Annotated in this window: 3 protein-coding genes (1 of these 3 only partly in view); all 3 read right to left on the bottom strand. The window is 68.7% G+C overall.

Annotated features, from left to right (window positions below; genetic code table 11):
- Tightly spaced (each overlapping or abutting the next), the 3 genes in view from ACQR0Z_RS31630 to ACQR0Z_RS31620 form a layout consistent with a single transcriptional unit that may run on beyond the window.
- Nucleotides 1–7,839, bottom strand: partial view of a non-ribosomal peptide synthase/polyketide synthase gene (locus ACQR0Z_RS31630; protein WP_434921249.1) — the beginning only. 8,562 nt of this gene lie to the left of the window's left edge; 7,839 of the gene's 16,401 nt are visible here — the first part of the coding sequence; its start codon is at nucleotides 7,837–7,839; the stop codon falls past the left edge of the window.
- The gene (locus ACQR0Z_RS31625) at nucleotides 7,832–14,410 is read right to left on the bottom strand and encodes an amino acid adenylation domain-containing protein (protein ID WP_434921248.1); all 6,579 of its coding nucleotides are present in this window, start codon (nucleotides 14,408–14,410) and stop codon (nucleotides 7,832–7,834) included. Before ACQR0Z_RS31625 ends, ACQR0Z_RS31630 begins: the two co-directional genes overlap by 8 nt.
- Nucleotides 14,410–24,108, bottom strand: coding sequence for an amino acid adenylation domain-containing protein (locus tag ACQR0Z_RS31620; RefSeq protein WP_434921334.1), 9,699 nt, complete (start codon nucleotides 24,106–24,108; stop codon nucleotides 14,410–14,412). The genes ACQR0Z_RS31625 and ACQR0Z_RS31620 overlap by 1 nt, the downstream gene beginning before the upstream one ends.
- Nucleotides 24,109–24,137: the final 29 nt, after the last annotated feature.

The following is a 24,137-nucleotide window of genomic DNA, read 5'->3' as shown; positions in this document are numbered from 1 at the left end:
CTCCGCCGTCGTCTCGATATCAGCAACTGGCCGCGCCGCACGCGCGAGGTGTTCGAGAGTCTGGTGCTTGAACACGTCGCGCGGCTCGATCAGAAGGCCCGCGCGGCGGGCCCGGCTGACCATCTGCAGCGAAATGATGGAGTCGCCGCCGAGTTCGAAGAAGTTGTCGGTGATCCCGACGTCGGGCTGATGCAGCAGCTCGGCCCAGATCGACGCCAGAGCGGTTTCGGCCGGCGTACGCGCCGCCACGCGCAGGCGCGCGTCCGGCGCCTCGGGCGCCGGAAGCGCATGGCGATCGACCTTGCCGTTCAGCATCAGCGGCAGACGATCGAGCCTGACGATCCGCGCCGGCACCATGTAGTCCGGCAACACGTCCGAGAGCGCAGCGCGCAATTCGGCTTCCTCGCCGACGCCTTCGCCGCAGACATATCCGACGAGTTGCCGGCCGGCGCCGATCTCGCGTGCGATCACCGCCGCCGAACGTACCGACGGCTGCTGCAACAGGCGCGCCTCGATCTCACCGAGTTCGATGCGGAAGCCGCGCACTTTCACCTGGTGGTCGGCCCGGCCGACATAGTCGATCGCGCCGTCGTCGCGCCATCGCGCCAGATCACCGCTGCGATAGAGCCGCGCGCCCGCAGGCCCGAAGGGATCGGGAATGAAGCGCTCCGCCGTCAGCGCCGCGCGACCGAGATAGCCCCGCGCCAGCCCCTCGCCGCCGATATACAGCTCGCCCAGCGTTCCCTGATCGACGAGATTGAGGCCGGCATCCAGGATGCGCAGCACCGTGCCCGGGATCGGATAGCCGATCGGCACACCCGGTCCAGGCTCCCCCCGGCAACGCCAGAAGCTGGCATTGATGAGCGTTTCCGTCGGCCCATAGCGGTTGTCGAAGCGGACGGCTGGAAACAGGGCCTGGACCTGCTGCATCAGCGGGATCGACAGCGCCTCGCCGCCGGAGAACAGCCGCTTCAACGTGACGCAACGAGAAGCATCCGGCTCCGCGATGAACTGCGCAAGCATCTGCGGCACGAAGTGCAGCGTCGTCACATCATGCCGAGTGATCGCGTCGATCAGGCGCTTCGGCTCGCGGTGCGCCCCGGGAGCCGCGATCGCAAGCCGCGCGCCTACCGCCAGCGGCCACAGGATTTCCCACACGGCGACATCGAAGCTGAACGGCGTCTTCTGCAGCAGAGTCTCGGTCTGCTCGAGCTGATATTCCCGCTGCATCCACGACAACCGCGCCGCCAGCGCGCCGCGTGTGCAGGCGACGCCTTTTGGCGTGCCGGTCGACCCCGACGTATAGATCACATAAGCGAGACTCTCGGCATGCGCAGGAAGCCGGAGATCGCTGCAGTCTCTCGGAGCTTCGTCGCCATCACGTTCGGAACCATCGACCGCAAGCAGATCGATGCCGGACGCTCTCGCGACCGGACCGAGCTGGTCGAGCAATTCGGTCTGCGTGGCGACGAGCCGTGCGCCGCTATCGCGCAGCATCGCAGCGAGCCGTTCGGCAGGATAGTCGGGATCGAGCGGCAGATAGCCACAGCCCGCCTTCAACACCGCCAGCACCGCCACGATCAGATCGATGCTACGCTCGAAGGCGAGCCCAATGGGCGCATCAGTAGCAGCGCCGCACTGACGAAGCTGCCGAGCTAATCCATTGGCGCGAGCGTTCAACTCCGCATAGCTCAGGCTCTCGTGTCCGAAGATCAAGGCGGTGGTATCGGGACGAAGCGCCGCCTGCCGTTCGATCTGGGCTACGACGTCGACGAAGTCAGCAGACGCGATCGATGCGGCCTGTCCCGCGCTCCAGCCAAGCACGCGTTGCGCCGCATTCATATCCAGCCCATGCAGCCGGGCGAGCGGCCGATCGCATTGCGAGGTGATCTGCGCGAGCAGGACTTTGAAGGCGGATTGGATCCGCGCGATCTGCACCTGATCGAAACGGCTGCGATCGTAACGGAATCCGAGCCGGATGCCGGTCTCCGTGACGAACACGGCGACCGTCAGTGCATAGTTGGTGATCGAGATCTGCTCGGCGCGATCCGCGCGCAGTCCATCGCCTGTTTGGTCGCGCAAGGCCTCGTCGACCGGATAGTTTTCGAACACGAAGATGGTGTCGAACAGCGCGCGCCCCGCGCGGCCGGCGAGCCTCTGGATCTCGAACAGCGGCATCCAGCCGTGCTCACGCAGCTCGGCATTGCGCGTCTGCAGGCCGCGCAACCAGTCGCCAACCGGAGTCTGCGGGTGCGCATCGTCGAGCACCGGCAGGGTGTTGATGAACAGACCGACCATCGCTTCGACGCCGGCGATCTCCGCCGGCCGCCCGGAGGTCGTGGCTCCGAAACAGACGATGTCCTGGTTGGTCAGCCGCCGCAGCAACTGGCCCCAGGCGCCCTGTAGCACCGTGTTCAAGGTCACGCGCTCGCGGCGCGCCACGACCTGAAGCGCCTCGGCCTGTGCGGCGTCGAGGACGAGATCCACGGAGGCATGGCCGGTGGCGGGTTCGCGCGGTCCGCCCAGGGCGTCGCCCAGCAAGGTCGGCTCATTCAGGCCAGACAGCAACTTCGACCAGAACGCACTCGCCGCCGCAGCATCCTGGCGCTGCAGCCATGCGATGTAGTCGCGATACACGCCGCGTGGTGCCGGCATCGCAGCACCACGATGATGCTGCATGATCTCGGCGATCAGCCGGGCCGCGCTCCAGCCGTCGAGCAGAATGTGGTGATGGGTCCAGATCAGGCGATGGACGCCACCGCCGAGATCGATGAGACGGACCCGCTGCAGCGGCGGCCGGGAGAGATCGACCCCAGCGGTCCAATCGGCCTTCGCCGCTTCGGCCAGTGCGGCGTCGCGCGCCGCCCGATCCATGCCGTTGACCCGGTCGCGCCAGTCATTCTCGACGAAGGGAACGGGCGCGTGCCGATAGACCGCCTGCTGCGGCGCGCCGGATAGTTCGCGCCAGACGAAGGCGGTCCGCAGCACCGCGTGCCGGGCGGTCACCGCCTCCCACGCCGCGCGCAGGCGCGCCGGATCGGCGCCGCTGAGATCGACCGCGATCTGGCTGACATAATTGCCGCTGTCGCCATCACGCACGGCGTGGAACAGCATGCCCTGCTGCATCGGCGACAGCGGATAGAGGTCCTCGATCTCGCGCCAGTCGAGTGCAGCACCGAGCGTGTCCAGCTCGGCCTGGCCGAGGCGCGAGAGCGGCAGATCGGACGGAGTGAGGCCGCGAACGCCGCTCCGGCAATACGCGACAAGCTCACGCAGCGCTGCATCATAACACGCAGCCAGCCGCTCGATCGTCACACGACGATAGCGCCTGCGACCGAAGCTGAAGGTCAGCCGCAGCTCGCGATCGAGCACTTGGCCGTTGATGCTGAGCCAGCGGCCGAGCGGCGCGGTGGAGCTGCGCGACGGCCCCGCACTTTCGGTCGCCAGCGCGAAGGCCTGGCCCGCCCCCAGACTCGCGCCGAACTGGCCAAGATAATTGAAGACGATCCGCGGCTCCGCGCCATCCGCCAACGCCGCGCGCTGGTCGGGACTTCCCAAGTAGCGTAGCACGCCGTAGCCGAGCCCGCGGTCTGGAATCGCGCGCAGCTCCTCCTTGACCGACTTGATCAGCGCGGCATCGTCGCGCGCCGCGCCCGACAGCCGCACGGGAAACGCGGTCGTGAACCACCCGACGGTTCGCGACAGCTCGACGCCTTCGAAAAGATCCTCGCGGCCATGGCCTTCCAGCTCGACCAGGCACTCCTCGCGCCCACTCCAGCGATGGACCGCACGTGCCAAGGCGGCCAGCAGCAGATCGTTGACCTGGGTCCGGTAGGCCGCGGGCGTCTCTTTAAGAAGCTGGGTGGTGAGATCGGCATCGAAGACGACGGCCACATCCTCGCCGTCGGCGACGCGATCGACATCCTCATGCGCGTCATCGCATGGCAGGTCGGCCTCGACCGTGCGCGTCGTCCAATAGTCGAGCTGGCCGGCCAGATCGGTGCTGGCTGCATAGGCTTCGAGCTGCATGCCCCAGGAGGCAACCGAGAGGCTCTTCGGCGGCAGCGCGATCGCCACGGTCCCGCGCGCGGCCTGTTCATAGGCACTCGCGATGTCTTCGAGCAGAATGCGCCAGGACACGCCGTCGACCACGAGATGATGGACGACGATGAGGAGCCGCTGGCTGCCATCCGCGACGTTCATCCCGACCAGGCGCAGCAGCGGCCCATGGAGGCGAAGGCTGGTCTGGGCCTCGGTCGCAACCGCCGTGATTTCGGCGGCATCCGCGACGTCGCGGGTCCAGAGCAGATCGGCGCCCGGCAGCGCAGGCGCATAGCTCGCCTGCCAGACGCCGTCGTTCTCATGAAATTGCAGCCGCAGGGCATCGTGATGCGCCACGACCGCGTCGATCGCGCGCGCCATCGCGCGCCAGTCGAGCCGTGTCGAGGGCTCGAGCAGCACGGCCTGGTTCCAATGCTGCCGCTCGCCGGCCTCTTCCGCGAAGAAGCGGCGCTGGATCGGCAGCAGCGGCACGGAATCGCCGTCCTGCAGTTCCTGCTCCACCGCCACAGCGCTGGCCTGCGCGCGACGCGCGATCCGCGCCAGCTCCTGCAGCGTCTGATGCCGGAACAGATCGCGCGGCTCGATCACCAGGCCGCGCTGGCGGGCGCGGCCAACCACCTGCAGCGAGATGATGGAGTCGCCGCCGAGCTCGAAGAAATTGTCGTTGAGACCGACGCGCTCGCGGCCGAGCAGTTCGGCCCAGACCGCCGCCAACTCGATCTCGGCCGGCGATTGCGGCGCGACGTAGTCCGTATCCGCAGATGAGATGGCCGGAAGCGGCAAGGCATCGCGATCGATCTTGCCGTGCGCCGTCAGCGGCAGATCGTTCATCACGACGATGCGCGCCGGAACCATGTAGTCCGGCAACTCCTCCGACAGCGCTGCCCGCAGCCTCGTCTCGTCCAGCTCTCCCTCACCGGAGACATGGCCCACGAGCTGCATTCGTCCGGCGATGTCGCGGCCAGTCACCACCGCTGAGCGCACACCGGGCTGGCGCATCAGGCGGGCTTCGATCTCGCCGGGCTCGATGCGGAAGCCGCGGATCTTCAGCTGATGGTCGGATCGACCGACATAGTCGATCACCCCATCGCCACGCCAGCGCGCGAGATCGCCGGTGCGATAGAGCCGCGCGCCAGGAGCACCGAACGGGTCCGGCACGAAGCGTTCGGCCGTCAGCGCCGGCCTGTGCCAATATCCGCTCGCGAGTCCCTCGCCACCGACATGAAGCTCGCCGGTGACACCGACCGGGACGATGTTCAGATCGCCGTCGAGGACATAGGCCGATCGCCGGCCGACGGGGCGGCCGATCGGCGCATAGGCGCAGTCGATCTCGACATCGGCCTCCACCTTCCAGACCAGCGGCGTGACCACCGTCTCCGTCGGGCCATAACCGTTGATCAGCTTGCGCGGCCGCAGCGCGGACCTCACCTTGTCGAAGCCCGATTTCGGCATCGCCTCGCCGCCAAAAGAATAGAGCGACACCGGCGGCGGATCGCCGCGCCAGGCCGCGAAGTCGGCGAGCTGCTGCAGATAGGCCGGCGGGAAGCCGGCATTGGTGACGCCGCGTGCGCGCATCACATCGAGTGTCTGCTCCGCCGACCACAGCTCGGCGTCGCGCATCACCAGGGCAGCGCCGCAGCTCAGCGCGGTCCACAGCCGCTCATGGGCGCCGTCGAACGTGAAGGACAAAAAGTGCAGCTCGCGCGAACGCGCGTCCATCTCGTAGAGCTCGGCCGTGGCGCGGCAATGCATCGCGAACGGCTGATGCGCGACGGCGACGCCCTTGGGCATCCCGGTCGAGCCGGACGTATAGATCACATAAGCGACGCTCTGCGGATGAACCTCGACCGCGGAATCGCTGCCGCCTGCGTCCGCCGGAAGCTGCGCCAGATCGACGACGCGGGCCGCGGCCATGGCCGGCATGTCCGCATCACCTCGAACCATCACGACGGCGACTCCGGCGTCACGGACCGTGGCCGCGCGCCGCGCCGGCGGATGATCGGGATCGAGCGGCAGATAGGCCGCGCCACATTTCAGCACCGCGAGAAATGCGGCGATGAGATCCGGCGAGCGCGGCATCGCGATGCCGACCAGGTCGCCCGGACGCACGCCGTGCGCCATCAGATGCCGGGCGATGGCATTGGCGCGCCGGTCGAGCTGTTCGTAGCTGATCGTCTCGTCGCCAAAGACCAATGCCGTGGCCTCGGGCGCGTCCTTCGCATGCTGCGCGAACATGCGATGCACGGGTACGAATGGTTCAGGTCCCCAGGCAGATGCATTCCACTTTCTGACGTCGTCGCGCTCTTGTACCGACAACAGCTCCAGCCTTGCGATCGTGCACGCCGCATCGGCGGCCATCGCTTCGAGCGCCGCGCGCCAGTGGGCCGCGAGGCGCGCGATGGTCGAGCGGTCGAACAGCGCGGTGGCGAAGGAGAATTGCGCCGCGATGTCGCCCGAGGCCAGTTCCTCGGTATCGACGGCAAGATCGAACTTCACCGTGTTGACCGTGGCCGCGATCGTCTCGATCTGCAGGCCGCCCTCTTCCGGCGCTGCGACCGGCTCCGGCCGGCGCTGGTGATTGTAGAGCACCTGGAACAGCGGGTTCTGGCTGAGGCTGCGCTGCGGCTGCAGCACCTCCAGCACACGTTCGAACGGCAGGTCCTGATGCGCCTGCGCCTCGATCGACGTTTCGTGCAGCGCGGTGATGAGGTCGGCGAAGGTACGCCGGCTGTCGAGCTTGGTCCGCAGCACCTGCGTGTTCACGAGCAGGCCGATCAGCCGCCTTGTCTCCGGCCGGTCCCGGTTGGCGAGCGGCACGCCGACGCAGATGTCCGTCTGGCCACTGTAGCGATGCAGCACCAGCTTTAGCGCGGCGAGCAGAACCACGAACAGCGTCGTCCGCTGCTGCTGTGCCAGACCGCGCAGGCGATCGCGGAGATCCGCATCGAGCAGGAGTCGCACGGCATCGCCGGCTTGGTGCGCCTCCGCCGAGCGGGGCCGGTCGAGCGGCAGCTGCAGCATCACCGTGTCGCGCAGGCGTTCGGTCCAGTAGTCGAGCTGACGCTCTCCCTCCCTCGCGCCGATCCACATCCGCTGCCAGCTCGCGACATCGCCGCAGTCGATCTCGGGCGCCGGCAACGCCGTAGCATCGCCACAGACAGCCGCGCGATAGAGCTGCCAGAATTCGTCGGTGAGAACCTGCAACGACCAGCCGTCGGCGATGATGTGGTGCAGCGTCACCGTGAGGATGTGATCCTGCGCGCCGAGGATCAGCAGCGCGGCCCGCACCAGCGGCCCGTTCTCCAGATCGAACGGCCTCGCCGCTTCGTCTCTCAGCAATCGATGCGCCTGCTGCTCGCGATCATCGCCGTCGACCGCGATCCGGCGCAGCGCCAGCGGCGCCGCTGCCTGCACGATCTGCTCCGGCGCAGCGCCGTCCTGGCGGAACACCGTACGCAGTGCGGCATGACGCACGACCAGCGCATCGAGCGCAGCCTTGAGCGCGGCGAGATCGAGGTTGCCGCGCAGACGCAGCGCGACGGGCATGTTGTAGGCCGGGCTCGCCGGATCCATCCGCCACAGGAACCACAGTCTTGCCTGCGCGAACGACAGCGGCGCGCGGTCGAGACGCTGGCGTGGAATCGGCAGGATCGACAGATCGATTCCCTTGGCGGCCAGTTGCGCCAGGAAGGCGCGCTGCTTGCCGGCATCGAGCCGCGCCAGCCGGCGGGCGATCTCGCTGAGCTGCTGGGCCTGCAATCCGGATTGATCATTCATGGGTGAACTCGACTTCTTCCAGCAGATCGAACATGACGGCGATGTCGTCGCTGCGCGGGCTCGTCGGCGGGGCCGACGTCAGCGCCGCCGCCATGGCCTCGATGGTGGTCAGTTCGAACAGCCGCTTCAGCGGCAGGTCCTGCCCCATGTCGCGCCTGATGCGGCTGACGAGTTGGACCGCGACCAGCGAGTCGCCGCCGAGCTCGAAGAAATTGTCGGTGATGCCGACGTCGGGCCGGCGCAGCAATTCGGCCCAGATCGACGCCAGCGCGGCCTCGATCGGATTTCGCGGCGCGACCCGTTCGCGCGCGACGAGGCCGGCATCGGCGCGCGGCAGCGCCTTGCGATCGATCTTGCCATTCGGCGTCAGCGGCAGCTGCGCCAGCACCATCACGCGCGACGGCACCATGTAGTCCGGCAGCTCCGCCGAAAGCGCCGCCCGCAAAGCAGCCGCGTCACAGGCCTCGCCCGCGACATAACCGACCAGTTGCTGACCGCCTACGAGTTCCTGCGCCACGACGACACTGTCGCGCACGCCAGGCTGGGCGCGCAGGCGCGCCTCGATCTCGCCGAGCTCGATCCGGTGGCCGCGGATCTTCACCTGGTGATCGGCCCGGCCGACATAGTCGAGCACGCCGTCATCGCGCCAGCGGGCCAGGTCTCCGGTACGATAGAGTCGCGCGCCCGCGACGCCGAAGGGATCGGGAATGAAGCGCTCCGCGCTGAGCGCCGCCCGAGTCCAATAGCCGCGCGCCAATCCCGCGCCGCCGATGAAGAGCTCGCCCGCAACCCCGATCGGTGCGAGATCGAGATTGCCATCGAGCACATAAAGCGTGGTGTTGCCGATCGGGCGGCCGAGCAGCGGCAACGCAGCGTTCGCATCCAGCCGATACCGCGCCGACCACACCGTCGTCTCGGTCGGCCCATAGAGATTCCAGACCTCATGTCCATGCGCCACCAGCCGGCGCGCGAGATCCGGCGCGAGCGCCTCGCCGCCGCTCAGGATGCGACATTGCGCGGGCAGCCATGTCTCCATCCGACCGTGATCGAGCAGCATGCGCCAGCTCGACGGCGTCGCCTGCATCATGGTGACGCCTTGCGCGGCCACGAGAGCCTGCAACACCGCCGGATCGGTCGCAGCCGTGCGGTCGGACAGGATGATCCGCGCGCCTGTCGCCAGCGGCAGCCACAGCTCCAGCACCGCGATGTCGAACGACAGCGAGGTGAGCGCGAGCACGCGATCTGTCGCGGTCATCCCGGGCTGCTCGGCCACGGTCGCGAGGAAGTTCGTCAGCGCGCCATGCCGCACCATCACGCCCTTGGGCTGCCCGGTCGAGCCGGAGGTGTAGATGACGTAAGCCAGGCTCTCGGCGTGAACGGCGACACCGAGATCGCTCGCATCGCCGGCATCATCGCCGCCGGCCGCATCGAGCAGCCAGGCGTCCGCTCCGCTGTCGGCCAGCACGGGCACGAACCGGGCCTGCAGCGCCTCCTGCGTCAGCAGCAGGGTCGCACCGCTGTCGGTCAGCATGTGGGCGAGCCGCGCGGCGGGATAGTCCGGATCGAGCGGCAGATAGGCCGCGCCCGCCTTGAGCACCGCGAGCAGCGCCACCATCATCGTCACGCCGCGCTCCAGCGCCAGCCCGACCACCGCATCCGTGCCGACGCCGCGCGCCCTGAGCCGCCGCGCCAGCCGGTTCGCCCGTGCGTTCAGTTCGCCGTAACTGATCGTCTCCTCGCCACGGACGAGCGCAATCGCATCAGGCCTGCGCGCGGCATTGCGCTCGAACTGGCGATGTACGCAGAGCGCATCCGCGCAGCTCAGCGCGGTCGCGTTCCAGTCATTCAGCAGTCGCGCGCGATCATCGGGCGGAACGACGTCCAGCCTGCACATGGGAGTCTGCGGTGCGGTCTCGAGCGCCCGAACCATTTGCTCCAGCGAGGTCTGCATCATCGCGCAGATCCGCTCTGGTGCGATGGCGGCAACGACCTGCGCCGTGAGGCGCAGTCCGTCGCCGTCATCATCCACCGCCAGCATCAGCGGGTAGTTGGTGCGTTCCTCCGCGCCGAGCCACTCGACGCCGTCGAGGACCTGCGCCGCCGCCTCGCCTTGCCGCGCCTGTCCATTGTTATGCCGATAGTTCAGGATCGCCGAGAACAGCGGCGTCGCCGGCGACACGCCGCTGCAGCGCTGCGCCATCGCCAGCGAAGCGTGCTCGTGCGCCATCAGCTCGGCCAGCCGGGCATGGGCGATGCGGACGCTGTCGGCCACGGGCGTGAGGTCGAGGTCGAGCCGCAAGGGCAGCGTGTTGATGAACAGGCCGAGGCTGCGGCCGGTATCGTGCCCCGCCTGCATGCGGCCGAGCAGCACGGTGCCGAACACGACCTGCTCGCGCCCGCTGCTGCGCGCCAGCACCTGCCCCCAGGCGAGATGGCAAAGGCTGGCAAGGCTCACACCGAGCCGCCGCGCCTGCGCGCGCAGCCGTGCGTCGAGCGCGGCAGGCAGGGCCAGCTTGGCCTCGTTGACGCCCTGTCCGTCGCTGCGCGCCTCGGTCAGGCCGAACGGCGCATTGGGCGCGTCGATATCGCCCAGCATGTCGCGGAAGAACCGTTGCTGCGCATCGTGGCCGGCCGGATCCCGCGTCCGGGCGACGAGATTCCGGAACGGCACCGGTGCCGGCAGGTCGTGACGGCGATCGGCCAGGATGGCCTGGACCTCCTGATGCATCGCCTGCAAGGTCGAATGATCGCCGATCAGATGATGCAGCAGGATCAAGACCAGCACGCGATCGGTCTCTCCATCGCGCGCGACGACGAACTGCAGCAATGGCGCCTTCGAGACATCCAGCCGGTTCGATCGCGGATCGAAGCGCCGTGCCAGTTCAAGCTGCGCCGGCTCATGGCCCGCGAGCTGAACCTCGGTGACATCGAGCGGCGCGTTGCGCCAGACCACCTGCGCCGGCACGGACAAGCCATCCCAGACGATCGCGGTCCGCAGCACGTCGTGACGCGCGATCACCTCGCGGACAGCGGCGAGATAGCGATCCAGCAGATCGCGCCCGGCAAACGCCATCTGTGCGACCAGGACGTAGGGATCGCCCTCCGTCGCCAGCAGATGATGGAATAGGATTCCTTCCTGCAGTGGCGACAGCGCGTAGATGTTCTCGATGTTGGCGACTCCGCCCGGCACCTGGCTGACGACCCGGTCGATCTCCGGCTGACTCAGCGTGATCAGCGGCAGCACGTCCGGCGTGATGAGAGCCGTCTCTGCCGTGATCAGGTTGGCGGGAATTGTGCTCTCCTCAACCTGCCGCAGGCTCGCTGCAAGATCGCGCAGCACCGGCTTGGCGAAGACGCTCTGCGCGTTCGCCGCCAGCCCGTGACGCTTCAAGCGGTCCAGCAGACGCACGACCAGCAGCGAATGGCCGCCGAGCTCGAAGAAATGATCAGCGCGACCGACGCGTTCGATGCCGAGCAGTTCGCTCCAGATCGCCGCAAGCGTCCGCTCGGTGTCCCCCTGCGGAGGATCGTAGACGCCGCGCGCGATCGCCTGCTCGTCCGGCGCCGGCAGCGCCTGGCGGTCGACCTTGCCATTCGGCGTCAAAGGCAGCGCTTCGAGGCGCACGATCGCCGCGGGCACCATGTAGTCCGGCAGGCAGGACTGCAGCTGTGCCCGCAGTTGCGCCGACCACGCGGCGCCGTCGCTGTCGATCTCCGCCGGCACGACATAAGCCACGAGCCTGAGGTCGTCATGCGCGTCGCGCCGCGCCAACACGGAGCAATCGCGCACGCCCGCCAAGGCATTCAGGCGGCATTCGATCTCGCCAAGCTCGATGCGGAAGCCGCGGATCTTGACCTGGTGATCGTTGCGGCCGAGGAACTCGATGTTGCCATCCGCCAGATAGCGGCCGAGATCACCGGTCCGGTACATCCGGCCGTTAGATGCAGGATCGAACGGGTCGGCCGCAAAGCGCTGTTCGGAGAGATCGATGCGGTGGAGATAGCCGCGCGCCACCCCTGCCCCGCCGATCCAGATCTCCCCCACCGCGCCGCGCGGCACCGGAAGGCCGTCGGGATCCAGCAGGTAGATGCGTGTGTTGGCGATCGGACGTCCGATCGGAACCACGCTGCCGGCGAACCCATCCGGCCGGCGCCAGGCGGTGGCGCAGACCGTTGCCTCGGTCGGTCCGTAGGCGTTGTAGACGGCGATCTCTGCCGGCAGAGCTTGGATCAGCTCGGCGCGCGGCAACTCGCCGGCGAGAACGAGCACCTTGAGACCTGCGAGCTGCGCAAGATCGGCGCGCCCCTGAAGCATCGCCGGAGGCAGCGTCGCGTGCGTGATCCCGCGCGCGGACAGATAACGCATCAGCTCCGACGCATCCTGATGCTCGCGCCTTCCAAGCAGGTGCAGCTCGGCGCCGGCGCACAGCGCCATGACGATGTCCCACACGCTGGCGTCGAAGCTGAAGGAGGCAAACTGGACGATCCGGCTGTCCGGACCGGTATCGAACAGAGCGATCTGCGCGCGCGCGAGATTGACCAGGCCGCGGTGCTCGACCATCACGCCTTTCGGACGGCCGGTGGAACCCGACGTATAGATGACGTAGGCGAGATGGCGCGGTGACAATCGGAGCGCAGCAAGATCCGGCGCACTGTCGGGCCGTTCGGCCCAGGCGGGCGCATCCCGTTGCACGTCGACGACAGGACACGAGACGTCGCCGAGCGTTGCGGCGCTGTCGTCGTCGGCGAGCAGCAGCATCGGTCCGGCATCGGCGACGATATCGCGCAGCCGCTGTGCCGGATAGGCCGGATCCAGCGGCAGATAGGCCGCGCCCGCCTTGAGCACCGCGAGCACGCTGACGATGGCAGCAATGCCGCGCTGCTGGCAGATCGCGACCAGGCGATCCGGCCCCGCCCCCAGCGCCTGCAGGTGATGCGCGAGACGATTGGCTCGGACGTCGAGTTCGCGATAGGTCAGCCGATCCTCGCCGTGGACCAGCGCGACAGCGGATGGGCGCTGTCGAACCTGCTCCGCGATCAGCTCCTGGATGCACTGCCCTGATGCGGCGACGGTTGGCGTCCGGTTCCAGGTGTCCAGGAGTAGCGTGCGCTCCTCTGAGGACAGCAGGTCGATCTGATGGACGGGCGCCTGGATGTCGGCGACCATCGCCCGCAGCGCGGCGACGAGATATCCGGCGTACCGCCGGACGGTCTCGTCCTCGAACAGCGCCGTGGCGTAGTTCAGCTTTCCTGCGATATGGCCGCCGCCATCGCTGAGATCGAGTTCGAGATCGAACTTGACTTCGCGCTGCTCGGTCGGGACGCGCTCGACCACGAGGCCAGGCAGCGCGACCGCGCCGGCTGCGTCGCTCTGCCACGCACACACAACCTGAAAAACCGGACTATACTCCGCATGACGGATCGGCTGGAGAGCTTCGACGAGGCGCTCGAACGGCAGATCCTGATGCGCCTGCGCATCCAGAACGGTCTTGCCGACGCGCGCGATCAGTTCGGCCGCGGTCGGCCGATTGGACAGATCGACGCGCAGCGCCAGCATGTTGACGAAGAAGCCGGCGAGCCCCTCGATCTCGGGACGCGCGCGCTTTGCCGTGGGCGATCCGATCACGACCTCAGTTTGACCAGCGAGCCGCGACAGCACGAGCGTCCAGGCCGCAAGCACGACGACATAGGGCGTTGTGCCGAGCGTCAGGCTCGATTTCCGGATGTCTGCGGACACGACGTCATCGAACACGATCGGCACCGCCGCGCCCGCGGTCGACCTCGGCGCGATCCTCGGCCGGTCGGTCGGCAAGGTCAGCAGGGACGGCGCATCCCCCAGCACGGCGGTCCAATGCGCGATCTCCTGCTGCAGCCGCTGCGCCGAGAGCGATCGGCGCTGCCAGGCCGCGTAATCCGGATATTGGACGACGAGCGGCGGCAGCGGATCATCTCTCCCGGCCACGAAGGCTCCATACAGGGCCGAGAGTTCGTGCATGAGCACGCCCATCGACCATCCGTCGGAGATGATGTGATGCTGGCTGAGCAGAATGACGTGATCGTCGTCCGCCATCCGGATGAGATGACCGCGGATCAGCGGTCCCGTGGCGAGATCGAACGGCGCGCGCGCGCAGACGTTCAAGAGGTCGCGCAGTTGGGTCTCGGGATCGGTGCGCCCACCGAGGTCATGCATCTGCAGCGTCAGACCAGCGTCCGGCGGCAGCAGCACGACATGCGGCTCGCCCTCCTCAGCAGCAAACACCGTCCGCAGCGCCTCATGGCGCGCGAACAACGCATGGAAGCTGCGCTGCAAGGCCGCCACGTCGAGCCGTCCCCGCAGCCGCAGCACGGCGTCGAGATGGTAGTTCGTGCTGCTGCCGTCGAGCTGGGCCACCAGCCACAGCTGTTGCTGCGCGAACGACAGCGGCAGCTTGCCGCCGCGATCGATCACCGGGATCGTATCGGCGGTCGGGCCCCCGGCCTTGCGGCGGCGTTGCCGCGCCAGCGTTGCGAGATCGCGGAGCGCGTCCGGGTCGAGGTCGCGCAGCATGGGCCGTCCTGATTGTCCGCTCATCACTGCTCCGCCATCATCAGTTCGTCGAGCTCGCCCTCGCCGAATTCCGTCTCGATCAGATGGATCGAGAGGATCCGCGCGAACTCCGCCAGTTCGGGATGAGCAAACAGCTCGGTCAATTGCATCGACGTTCCGAACTCCTGAGCCACGCGGCTGAGCAGCCGCACCGCCAGCAGCGAGTGGCCGCCGAGCTGGAAGAAATGATCGCCGCGCCCGACCCGGTCGACACCAAGCAGCTCGGCCCAGATCCGCGCCAGGGTGGTCTCGATCTCGCCCAGCGGCGCGACATAGTCGTGCCGCGCGGCCGCGTCGTGCGACGCCGACGGCAAGGCGTTGCGATCGATCTTTCCATTCGGCGTCAAAGGCAGTTGCGGCAGCACCATCACGCGCGACGGCACCATGTAGTCCGGCAATGACGCGGCAAGCGTCGCACGCAGGCTGGCGCAATCCAGGATCTCGTCACCGCTGACATAGGCGAGCAGCTGCTGGCTCCCGCCGATGTCCCGGGCGACGACGACACTGTCGCGCACCCCTCGCTCCGCGCGCAGACGCGCTTCGATCTCGCCGAGCTCGATCCGATGGCCGCGGATCTTCACCTGATGATCGACGCGGCCGACATAATCGAGCACGCCATCCTCCCGCCACCGCACCAGGTCGCCGGTTCGATAGAGCCGCGCGCCGGTCGCGCTGAACGGATCGGGAATGAAGCGTTCCGCGCTGAGCGCCGCGCGCTTCCAATAGCCGCGTGCGAGGCCAGCGCCGCCAATGAAGAGTTCGCCCGCCACGCCGGGAGGCGCGAGATTGAGATTGCCGTCGAGCACATGCAGCGTCGTGTGGCCGATCGGACGGCCCAGCACTGGCGAGGGATCGTTCGCCGTCAGCCGATGCCGCGCCGACCACACCGTGGTCTCGGTCGGCCCATAGAGGTTCCAGACCTCATGGCTCAGGTCGAGCAGGCGCTGCGCCAGGTCAGGCGCAAGCGCCTCGCCGCCGCTGAGCACGCGGCATCCTTGCGGCAGCCACGCGTCGCTCCCTTCATAGTCCAGCAGCATGCGCCAGCTCGATGGCGTCGCCTGGATCAGTGTCACGCCATGCTTCACCGCGATCGCCTTCAACGCCGCCGGATCATGCGCGGCGGCACGGTCGGCGAGCACGATCCGCGCGCCCTTCGTCAGCGGCAGCCACAGCTCCAGCACAGCGATGTCGAACGACAGCGACGTCAGCGCGAGCACGCGGTCATCCTGGGCGAGGCCCGGCTGCTCCGCCATGGTCGCCAGGAAGTTCGTCACCGCCCCGTGCCGGACCATGACGCCCTTGGGCAGGCCGGTGGAGCCCGAGGTGTAGATGACGTAAGCAAGGGTCTCGGGATGGATGCGGATGTCGAGGTTGGTCCTGTCTTCAGCCGCATCGAGGCGGTCGAGCAGCCAGGCCTCGGCATCGCTGTCGGCCAGCGCCAGCGCGAAGCGGTCCCGCAGTCTCTCCTCGGTCAGCAGCAGCTTGGCGCCGCTGTCGCGCATCATGTGCGCAAGGCGTTCGGACGGATAGTCCGGATCGAGCGGCAGATAGGCGGCGCCCGCCTTCAGCACCGCCAGCAATGCGACGACCATGTCGACGTTGCGATCCAGCGCGATGCCGACCACCTGATCCGAACCGCTGATGCTTGCGCTGAGCCGGCGCGCCAGTGCATTGGCGCGCGCGTTCAGCTCGCGATAGCTGATCCGGCGCGCGCCGCTGACGATCGCGATCGCTCGTGGCCTCCGTCTGGCCTGCGCCTCGATCTGCGCGACGAGGCCGAGGGACTGCGGCGATTCCGGCTCCGATGTCGCACTGGCGGCCAATCCGCCCCAGCGCAACAGCCGGTCGCGGAGATCGCCGGCGAGCGCCTGAAGACGTCCCGTCGGACGGTTCGCATCGTCCGAAAGCATCGCGAGGCCGTCTTGCAGCGCCGCGCCGATCCGCTGGACCGCCGTCTCGTCGAGCTGCGCCCGGTCATAGTTGAGATCGAGCCGGAGGCCATACGTTCCCTCGAAGACGGCCACGGCAAGCGCGTAGTTGGTCGGCGTGACATGCTCGACCCGTCCGATGGATGGCCCGCCATCCTTTCGATCCGCCAAGCCGCGATCGATCGGATAATTCTCGAACACCATGAGACTGTCGAACAGCGGCTGCCCGCTCTGGCCGGCGAGACGCTGGATTTCGTGCAGCGGCATCCATTCGTAGTCGCGTGCCGCGATGTTGTGCGCCTGCAGGCCGCGCAGCCAGTCGCCGACCGCGGCCTGCGGATGCGCACGATCGACCAGCGGCAGCGTATTGATGAAGAGACCGACGATGTCTTCCGCCCCGGCAAGGTCGGCCGGACGCCCGGCGACGGTGACGCCGAAGCAGACGGCGTCCTGTCCGGTGTACTGGCGCAGCAGCTGCACCCAGGCGCCTTGCAGCAGCGTATTCATGGTGATCCGCTGCCGTGTCGCGAACCGCCGCAGATGTGCGGTGAGATCGCCGTCGATCAGCAAGGTGAGCCGGCCAGGTCCCGTTGCGGCCGGACGCGGGGCGCGGCCGCGCAACGCGTCGGCAAGCAGCGTCGGCTGTTCAAAAGCGCGCAGGCTGTCGCGCCAGAACTCGCTCGCGGCGGCGGGGTCGCGCGATTGCAGCCAGGCGATGTAGTCACGGTACCGCCCCTGCACGGTTCCAACGACCGTTCCGCCGACCTGCTGCAGCACCTCGGTGAGCAACCGCGCCGAACTCCAGCCGTCCAGCACGATGTGATGATGTGTCCAGACCAACCAGACCCGGTCGTCCCCGAGCCGGATCAACCTGAGACGCTGCAGCGGCGGCCGGCCGATGTCGAAGCCGCGCCCGCGTTCGGCGCGCGCCGCATCGGCGAGTGCGTCGTCGAGGTCCGCATCGGTCGCGCGGCCGCGCCAATCGTCTTCGACCACGGGCATGTCGAGCTGGCGATAGACGACCTGCTGAGCCGGTCCCGGCAGGTCCTGCCAGAGGAATCCGGTTCGCAGCACCGCATGCCGCAGGCTGGCCGACTGCCATGCCGCACGCAGTTGCGCCGATGTGACGCCGCGCAGCTCGACGGCGAGCTGGTTGACATAGACGTCGGCCTTGCCGTCGCGGAGCGCATGGAACAGCATGCCCTGCTGCATCGGGGAGAGCGGATAGATGTCCTCGATCTCGCGCGCATCGATCGTCGTACAGATCCGGTCGAGCGTCGCCTGATCGAGCCCCGACAGCGGGACGTCCGACGGCGTGAGGCCGGCCGCGCCGCTGAGGCAATGATCGACCACGTTTTCCAGCGCGATCCGGTAGAGTTCGGCGAGCCGCTGCACGCTGGCGCGGCGACAGCGCCGCTGGCCGTAGCGGAAGCCAAGCCGCAACTGCCCGTCACGGACATCGCCATTGATGGTCAGGCAGGCCCGCAGCGGCGTATCGGCGGCCCGCATCGGTCCGGGATGTTCCGGCGCGATCCGGTAAGGCGCGCCTTCGCCGGACAGGCCCTCGAAGCGCCCGAGATAGTTGAAGACGATGCGCGGCGCCGGGAGTTGCGCCAGCGCCTCGCGATGCTTGGGTGAACCGAGCTGGCGCAGGACCCCGTAGCCGAGGCCACGGCCCGGCACCGCTCGCAACATCTCCTTGACGCCTTGGATGAGCGGACCAGCCTCCGCGCTGCCGCCGCGCAGCCGGACCGGAAATGCGGTCGTGAACCAGCCCACGCTGCGCGTCAGGTCGACATCGGCAAAGAGGTCCTCGCGGCCGTGACCTTCGAGCTCGATCGTCACATCGTCCCGACCGCTCCACGACCAGATCGCGCGCGCCAGCGCGGCGAGCAAGAGATCGTTGACCTGGGTGCGATAGGCCGCCGGCGCTGCATCGAGAAGCCGCGTCGTCAGCTCGGCATCGATGCTGAGCACCACCTCTTCGGCCTCGCCTTCGAGATCGGCGGCGCCATGGTCCGCGTCGCACGGCAGATCGCTGCCGCCTGACGATGCGAGCCAGAACGGCAGCTCCGCCGCCATCTCGTCGGAGGCCGCATGCGCACGCAAACGCTCGGCCCAGAGCCGCGGCGACGTACTCGCGGCCGGCAGGCTGGCGACAGCGGCGCCGCCGGCCAGTTGCGCGCAGGCCGACGCAATGTCGTCCAGCAGGATTCGCCATGACACGCCATCCACGGCCAGATGATGGATCGCGATCAGCAGGCGCTGGCTGCCATCGGCGAGATCGAAGCCGACCGCGCGTAGCAGTTCGCCCTTCTCAAGCGAAAGGCTGGCCTGAGCGGCCGAAGCGACCGCTGCGATGTCATCGGGACCAACGCCGCTGCGACGCCAGAGCAGATCGGACGCCGGCTGCTCGGCTGGCGCCGCGCGCCATTCACCGTCGCTGCGGCGATAGGCCACCCGCAGCGCCTCGTGCTGCATGACGACGGCCGTGAGCGCACGCTCCAGCACATCCCATCCGATCCGATCGCGCGGGATCAGCAGCACGGCCTGATTGAAGTGATCGCGATTCGGAATGGCGTCGGCGAAGAACCGCAATTGGATCGGCAGCAGCTCCGCAGAGAGGGCGTTCGACCCGCTGCGGGCTGCTGCCGGCGGTGTCCTGGACGGTGCGGAGGTGGTCACGACCACACCGGCCAGGGCCGCTATCGTCTGCTGCGCGAACATCTGCTTCGGCGTCAGCACCAGCCCGCGCCGGCGCAGCCGCGCGATGATCTGCAGGCTGAGAATGGAGTCGCCGCCGAGCTCGAAGAAATTGTCGTCGCGGCCGATGCTCTCGCGGCCGAGCACGTCCTGCCAGACCGCGGCGATCGCCTGCTCGACCTCGCCGATGGGCGCCGCATAGGAGACGGCCGGTGTCTCATCGGGCTGAGGCAGCGCCGCCCGGTCGAGCTTGCCGTTGGCGGTGAGCGGCAGGCGATCGAGCAGCACGATGCGGGACGGCACCATGTAGTCCGGCAGCATCGCCGCAAGCCGCTGCCGCAACGTCTCCGGCTGCAGCGGCGCTGCGGCCGGCACGCAATAGGCCACGAGCTCCAGACGGTCCTGCCCTTCGTCGATCGCGCGTGCGACCACCGCGGCGTCGGCGACGCCGTCGAGTCTCGCCAGCGTCCGCGCGATCTCGGCCGGCTCGACGCGATAGCCGCGCAGCTTCACCTGGTCGTCGCGGCGGCCGAGGAACACGATGCGGCCCGCCTGATCGCAGCGCACGCGGTCGCCGGTGCGATAGAGACGCTCGCCCGGCGCGCCGAACGGATCCGGAATGAAGCGCTCCGCCGTCTGCCCCGGCGCCGCGCGATAGCCGCGCGCCAGTCCCGCACCACCGATGAACAGCTCGCCCGCGACGCCGGCCGGCACCACGTTCAACGCATCATCCAGGATGACGGCGCGCAGGTTGGCGAGCGGCAGCCCGACCGGGACGGTCCCGCCGAGATCGCCGTCGGTCCAGGCGTGGGTCGTGACGCCGACGGTCGTTTCGGTCGGACCATAATGGTTGACGATCCGGCACTGCGGCCGCAGCCGGCGGATGTCGGCGATCAGGCCGGGATCAGCGGCTTCGCCGCCGAGGATCAGCACCTCGCGCGGCAGCATGCCGGCCGACGCCCGGGCCTGCAGCAGGCCGCGCAGATGGCTCGGCACGATCTTGAGCACGTCGACGCCGCGCATGCCCTCGGCGAAGGCGTCCGCGTCGAAGGCGGCGTCGGGGGCGAGCAGGTTCAGCGTCGCGCCGCTGGCGAGCGCGCCGAACAGCACGGTGTGGCCGAGATCGGCGGCGACGGTCGAGACCATCGCCATGCACGCGTCTGCCTTCAATGGCAGCCGCGACAGCAGCGCCTGGACGTAGTTCGCGAGCGCGCCGTGGCTGACCGCGACGCCCTTTGGCGCGCCGGTCGAGCCCGAGGTGTAGATGATGTAGGCGGTCTGGGCCGGATGCGGCCGTCGCGCGACGAACGTCGCGCCGGACTCAGCGCTGCTGCCCGCGTCGAGCACGCGGCAATCCAATGCGGCAGCGGCCGCGAGACGGTCGCTTGTAGCCACTAGTGTTTTAATGCGGCCATCGTTCAGGATCCGCTGCACGCGCTCGCCGGGCCAGGCTGTATCGAGCGGCACATAGGCGCCGCCGGCCTTGAGCACGCCGAGCAGCGCCGCGACGAAGGCCGGCGAGCGTTCGATCCACAGTGCGACCGGCGTCTCCGGCCCCACTCCGGCCTGCGCCAATGTCGAGGCGATCCGGTCCGACCAGCGCGCGAGCTCGGCGGCCGTGACCGCGACCGCATTCTGACGCAGCGCGATCCGGTCGCCGCGACCGGCGAACGCGGCGTCGTACAGGTCGAGAATATCCGTGGCCGGAAAGCGCGCTTCCTCCTGCGCGACCGCCTGCACATTCTCCGGCGCGATCGAGAAGTCGCGCAGCGGCGTGTCGGTGCCAGATGCGATCTGCCGCAGGAGATCGACGAGCTGGTGGCCGATGCGCGCGACGGTCGGCGCGTCGAACAGGTCCGTGGCATAGTTGAGGCTCGCGGTCATGCCCTCGGCGCCATCGACGATGTCGAGCGCGAGATCGAAATGCGAGCCGGCGAGATCGACGATCCCGGCCTCGCCGCGCAGACCGTCCGTGGTCGCGAAGCCGCGCGGCGCGGTCATGTAGTTGAACTTGATCTGGAACAGCGGATTGTACGCCCCCGAGCGGGCCGGCCTCAGCGCGTCGACCAGGCGATCGAACGGCAGGTCCTGATGCGCAAGCGCGGAGATGACCTCTTCCCTCGCTTGCGCCAGCAGGTCGGCGAAGCGCATATCGCCGGTCACATCGGCGCGCAGCACCAGCGTGTTGACGAAGCAGCCGATCAGCGAGGCCAGCTCGGCCTGCCGCCGCCCGGCCACGGGCACGCCGATGCGCAGGTCGGACTGGCCGGAATACCGGAACAGCAGCAACTGATAGGACGCGAGCAGCAGCATGAACATGCTGACGCGCTGTTGTCCCGCGATCGTGCGCAGCCTTGCGGCGAGCGCCGCGTCGATCTCGACATGAAGCGTCTCGCCGCGATAGCTCTGCACCGCCGGACGCGGCCGGTCGAGCGGCAGCGCGAGCGGCTCATGCGTCTCGCCGAGCCGTCCGCGCCAGTAAGCGAGCTGCTGCTCGGCCTCGGGACCCGCCAGCCACGCGCGCTGCCCGGCCGCAACATCGGCATATTGGATGGCGTTCGGCGGCGGCATGCCTGCCCCGTCACGCAGCCGCTGATAGGACGTGGCGATTTCGCCGAGCAGCACGTCGAGCGACAGGCCGTCGGCGACGATGTGATGCGCCGTGAGCAGGAGCTCGTGGCGATCATCCGCGAGCTGGATCAGCACGGCGCGCAGCAAGGGGCCGTTGACCAGATCGAACGGCTGCGCCAGCTCGTCGCGCACGCGCGCCGCCGCCTGCTGCGCGCGCTCGCCCTTCGGACGGCGCCGCAGATCCTCGATGGCGACGGCGATGTCCGCCGTCGGATGGATCACCTGCCGCGCGCGGCCGTCCTTGGCCACGAAGGTCGTGCGCAGCGGCTCGTGGCGGGCGACGATCCCGGCCAGCGCCTGCACCAGCAGCGCCTGATCGAGCGGTCCGTCGAGCTTGACGACGCTGGCGATGGTGTAGGCGGTGCTCGCCGGGTCCATGCTCCACAGGAACCACAGCCGCTCCTGGGCCGGCGACAGCAGCGCGCGCTCCCCGGCGGGCGCCGGCTGCAACGGCGGCCACGACGTGCCGCCCTGCTGCGCGGCGTCGATGCGGGCTGCGAGCGCCGCGAGCGTCGGCGCCTCGAAGAAGCTGCGCAGATCGAGCTCCACCGCGAAGCCATCGCGCACCGCCGCCGCGATCTGCGCGGCCGCAATGGAGTTGCCGCCGAGCATGAAGAAATCGGCATCGCGGCCGATCGTCGTCGCCTGCAGCGCATCCTGCCAGATCGTGGCGAGGCGGCGCTCGGTCTCGGTCGTGAGCCCGGCGTCGACGCGGACAGCCGCGTCGCGGCCGCGCTCATACACCATGAAACTGTCGAGCGTGCCCCGCTCCCATCCGGCGCGACAGGCCGAGCGCTGCAGCTTGCCGCTCGTCGTCAGCGGCATGGCTTGCGGATTGAGCAGCACGACGACGGCCGGAAACTCCTGCGCCTGCCCCATGACCGCATCGCCGATCGCCTTGATCAGCGCGTCCACAGGCGCACGACGCGACACGGCCCTGCCGAACTCGGCGGCGATGCCGATGCCTTCGCGGCCGTCGATCACGACCGGGAAGGCCGCCACGCGTCCCCTGCGGACCGACGCGACCTCGGTCTCGACCGCCTGCTCGATATCGAACGGATAGATGTTCTGGCCGCGCACGATCAGCAGGTCCTTGAGCCGGCCGGTGACGACGAGCACGCCGTCACGCATGAAGCCGAGATCGCCGGTGCGCAGCCAGCGCGCGCCGTCGCGCTCCACGAAGGTCTGCTGCGTCGCCTCCGGGTTATTCCAATAGCCCTGCGCGACGCTCGGTCCCGCGACCCAGATCTCGCCGATCTCATCGGCATCGGCCGCGGCCGCGGCCGCGCCGTCCGTCCGCATGATGCGCACGGCATGGCCATCGGGCACGGTGCCGCACGCCATCAGGTCGGTGCCGTCGTCCGCGTTCGCCGCGCGGCCGGCGGCGAGCGCCGCGGAATCGAGCGTGACGGCCACCGCCTCGCTCGCGCGATCGGCCGCCGTCACCAGCAAGGTCGCCTCGGCCAGTCCGTAGCACGGCGTCAGCACGCGCGGATCGAGACCCGCCGGCTTGAACCGCGCGGCAAACCGCTCGAGCGTCGTGCGGCGCACGAATTCCGACCCGGAAAACGCCAGCCGCCACCGGCTGAGATCGAGCCGCGCGATGGCTTCATCCGACACCCTGTCGGCGCACAGCGCGAACGCGAAGTCCGGGCCGCCGCTGCAGGTGCCGCCATGGCGATGAATGGCCTCGAGCCAGCGCCGCGGCTGTTCCAGGAAGTTGCGCGGCGTCATCAGCACCGTGGTGTAGCCGGTGAATAGCGGATTCAGCAGCCCGCCCATCAGCCCCATGTCGTGATAGAGCGGCAGCCAGCTGACGAACACGTCGTCGCCATGGCCCTCGAGCACCGCCTCCATCGCGATCTCGTTGGCGACGAGATTTCCGTGCGTGACGCAGACACCCTTCGGCTGCGACGTCGAGCCCGACGTGTACTGGAGAAACGCGATCGCATCCGCCATCAGCTCGGTCTCGCGCCAGGACCCGGCGGCGTCGACCGCGACCTCGTCCACCGCCAGGATGTGAGCTCCCGCCTCTCCGAACGCCGCCGTGATGCCGTCGCGCAGCCGCGCCTGGGTCAGGATGAGACGCGGCGCCGAATCGTGCAGGATACCGTCGAGCCGGCTGGCGTAGCGCGCCTTGCCCGTCTCCGGCGGATAGGCCGGCACCGCGATCACGCCCGCATAGAGACAGGCATAGAACGCAACCGCATAGTCCGCTCCGTTGGGCAGCAGGATCAGCGCGCGCTCGCCTGTGCCGGCGAGGTCCTGCAGATGCGCAGCCAGCGCGCGGATGCGGCGGTCCAGCGCGGCGAAGCTCAGCTCGTCGACGACCTCGTCGCCTTCGATGGAGCGGACCGCCGGATGATCGGCACGCAGGACGGCATGCTGGCGGAGTCGGTCGACGAGGTTTCGTGTCGGCATCATCAGAAGATCCGGTGGCGGCGGTGAAC

Source organism: Bradyrhizobium sp. HKCCYLS3077, from assembly GCF_051167555.1.
Classification (GTDB): Bacteria; Pseudomonadota; Alphaproteobacteria; order Rhizobiales; family Xanthobacteraceae; genus Bradyrhizobium.
Note: the sequence above shows the minus strand (reverse complement) of the source record. Positions and strands in the feature narration are given on the sequence as shown.

Excerpts from the sequence above, each read along its gene's own strand:
- ACQR0Z_RS31620 (WP_434921334.1), bottom strand. The coding sequence starts at position 24,108 with ATGCCGACACGAAACCTCGTCGACCGACTCCGCCAGCATGCCGTCCTG.
- ACQR0Z_RS31625 (WP_434921248.1), bottom strand. The coding sequence starts at position 14,410 with ATGAGCGGACAATCAGGACGGCCCATGCTGCGCGACCTCGACCCGGAC.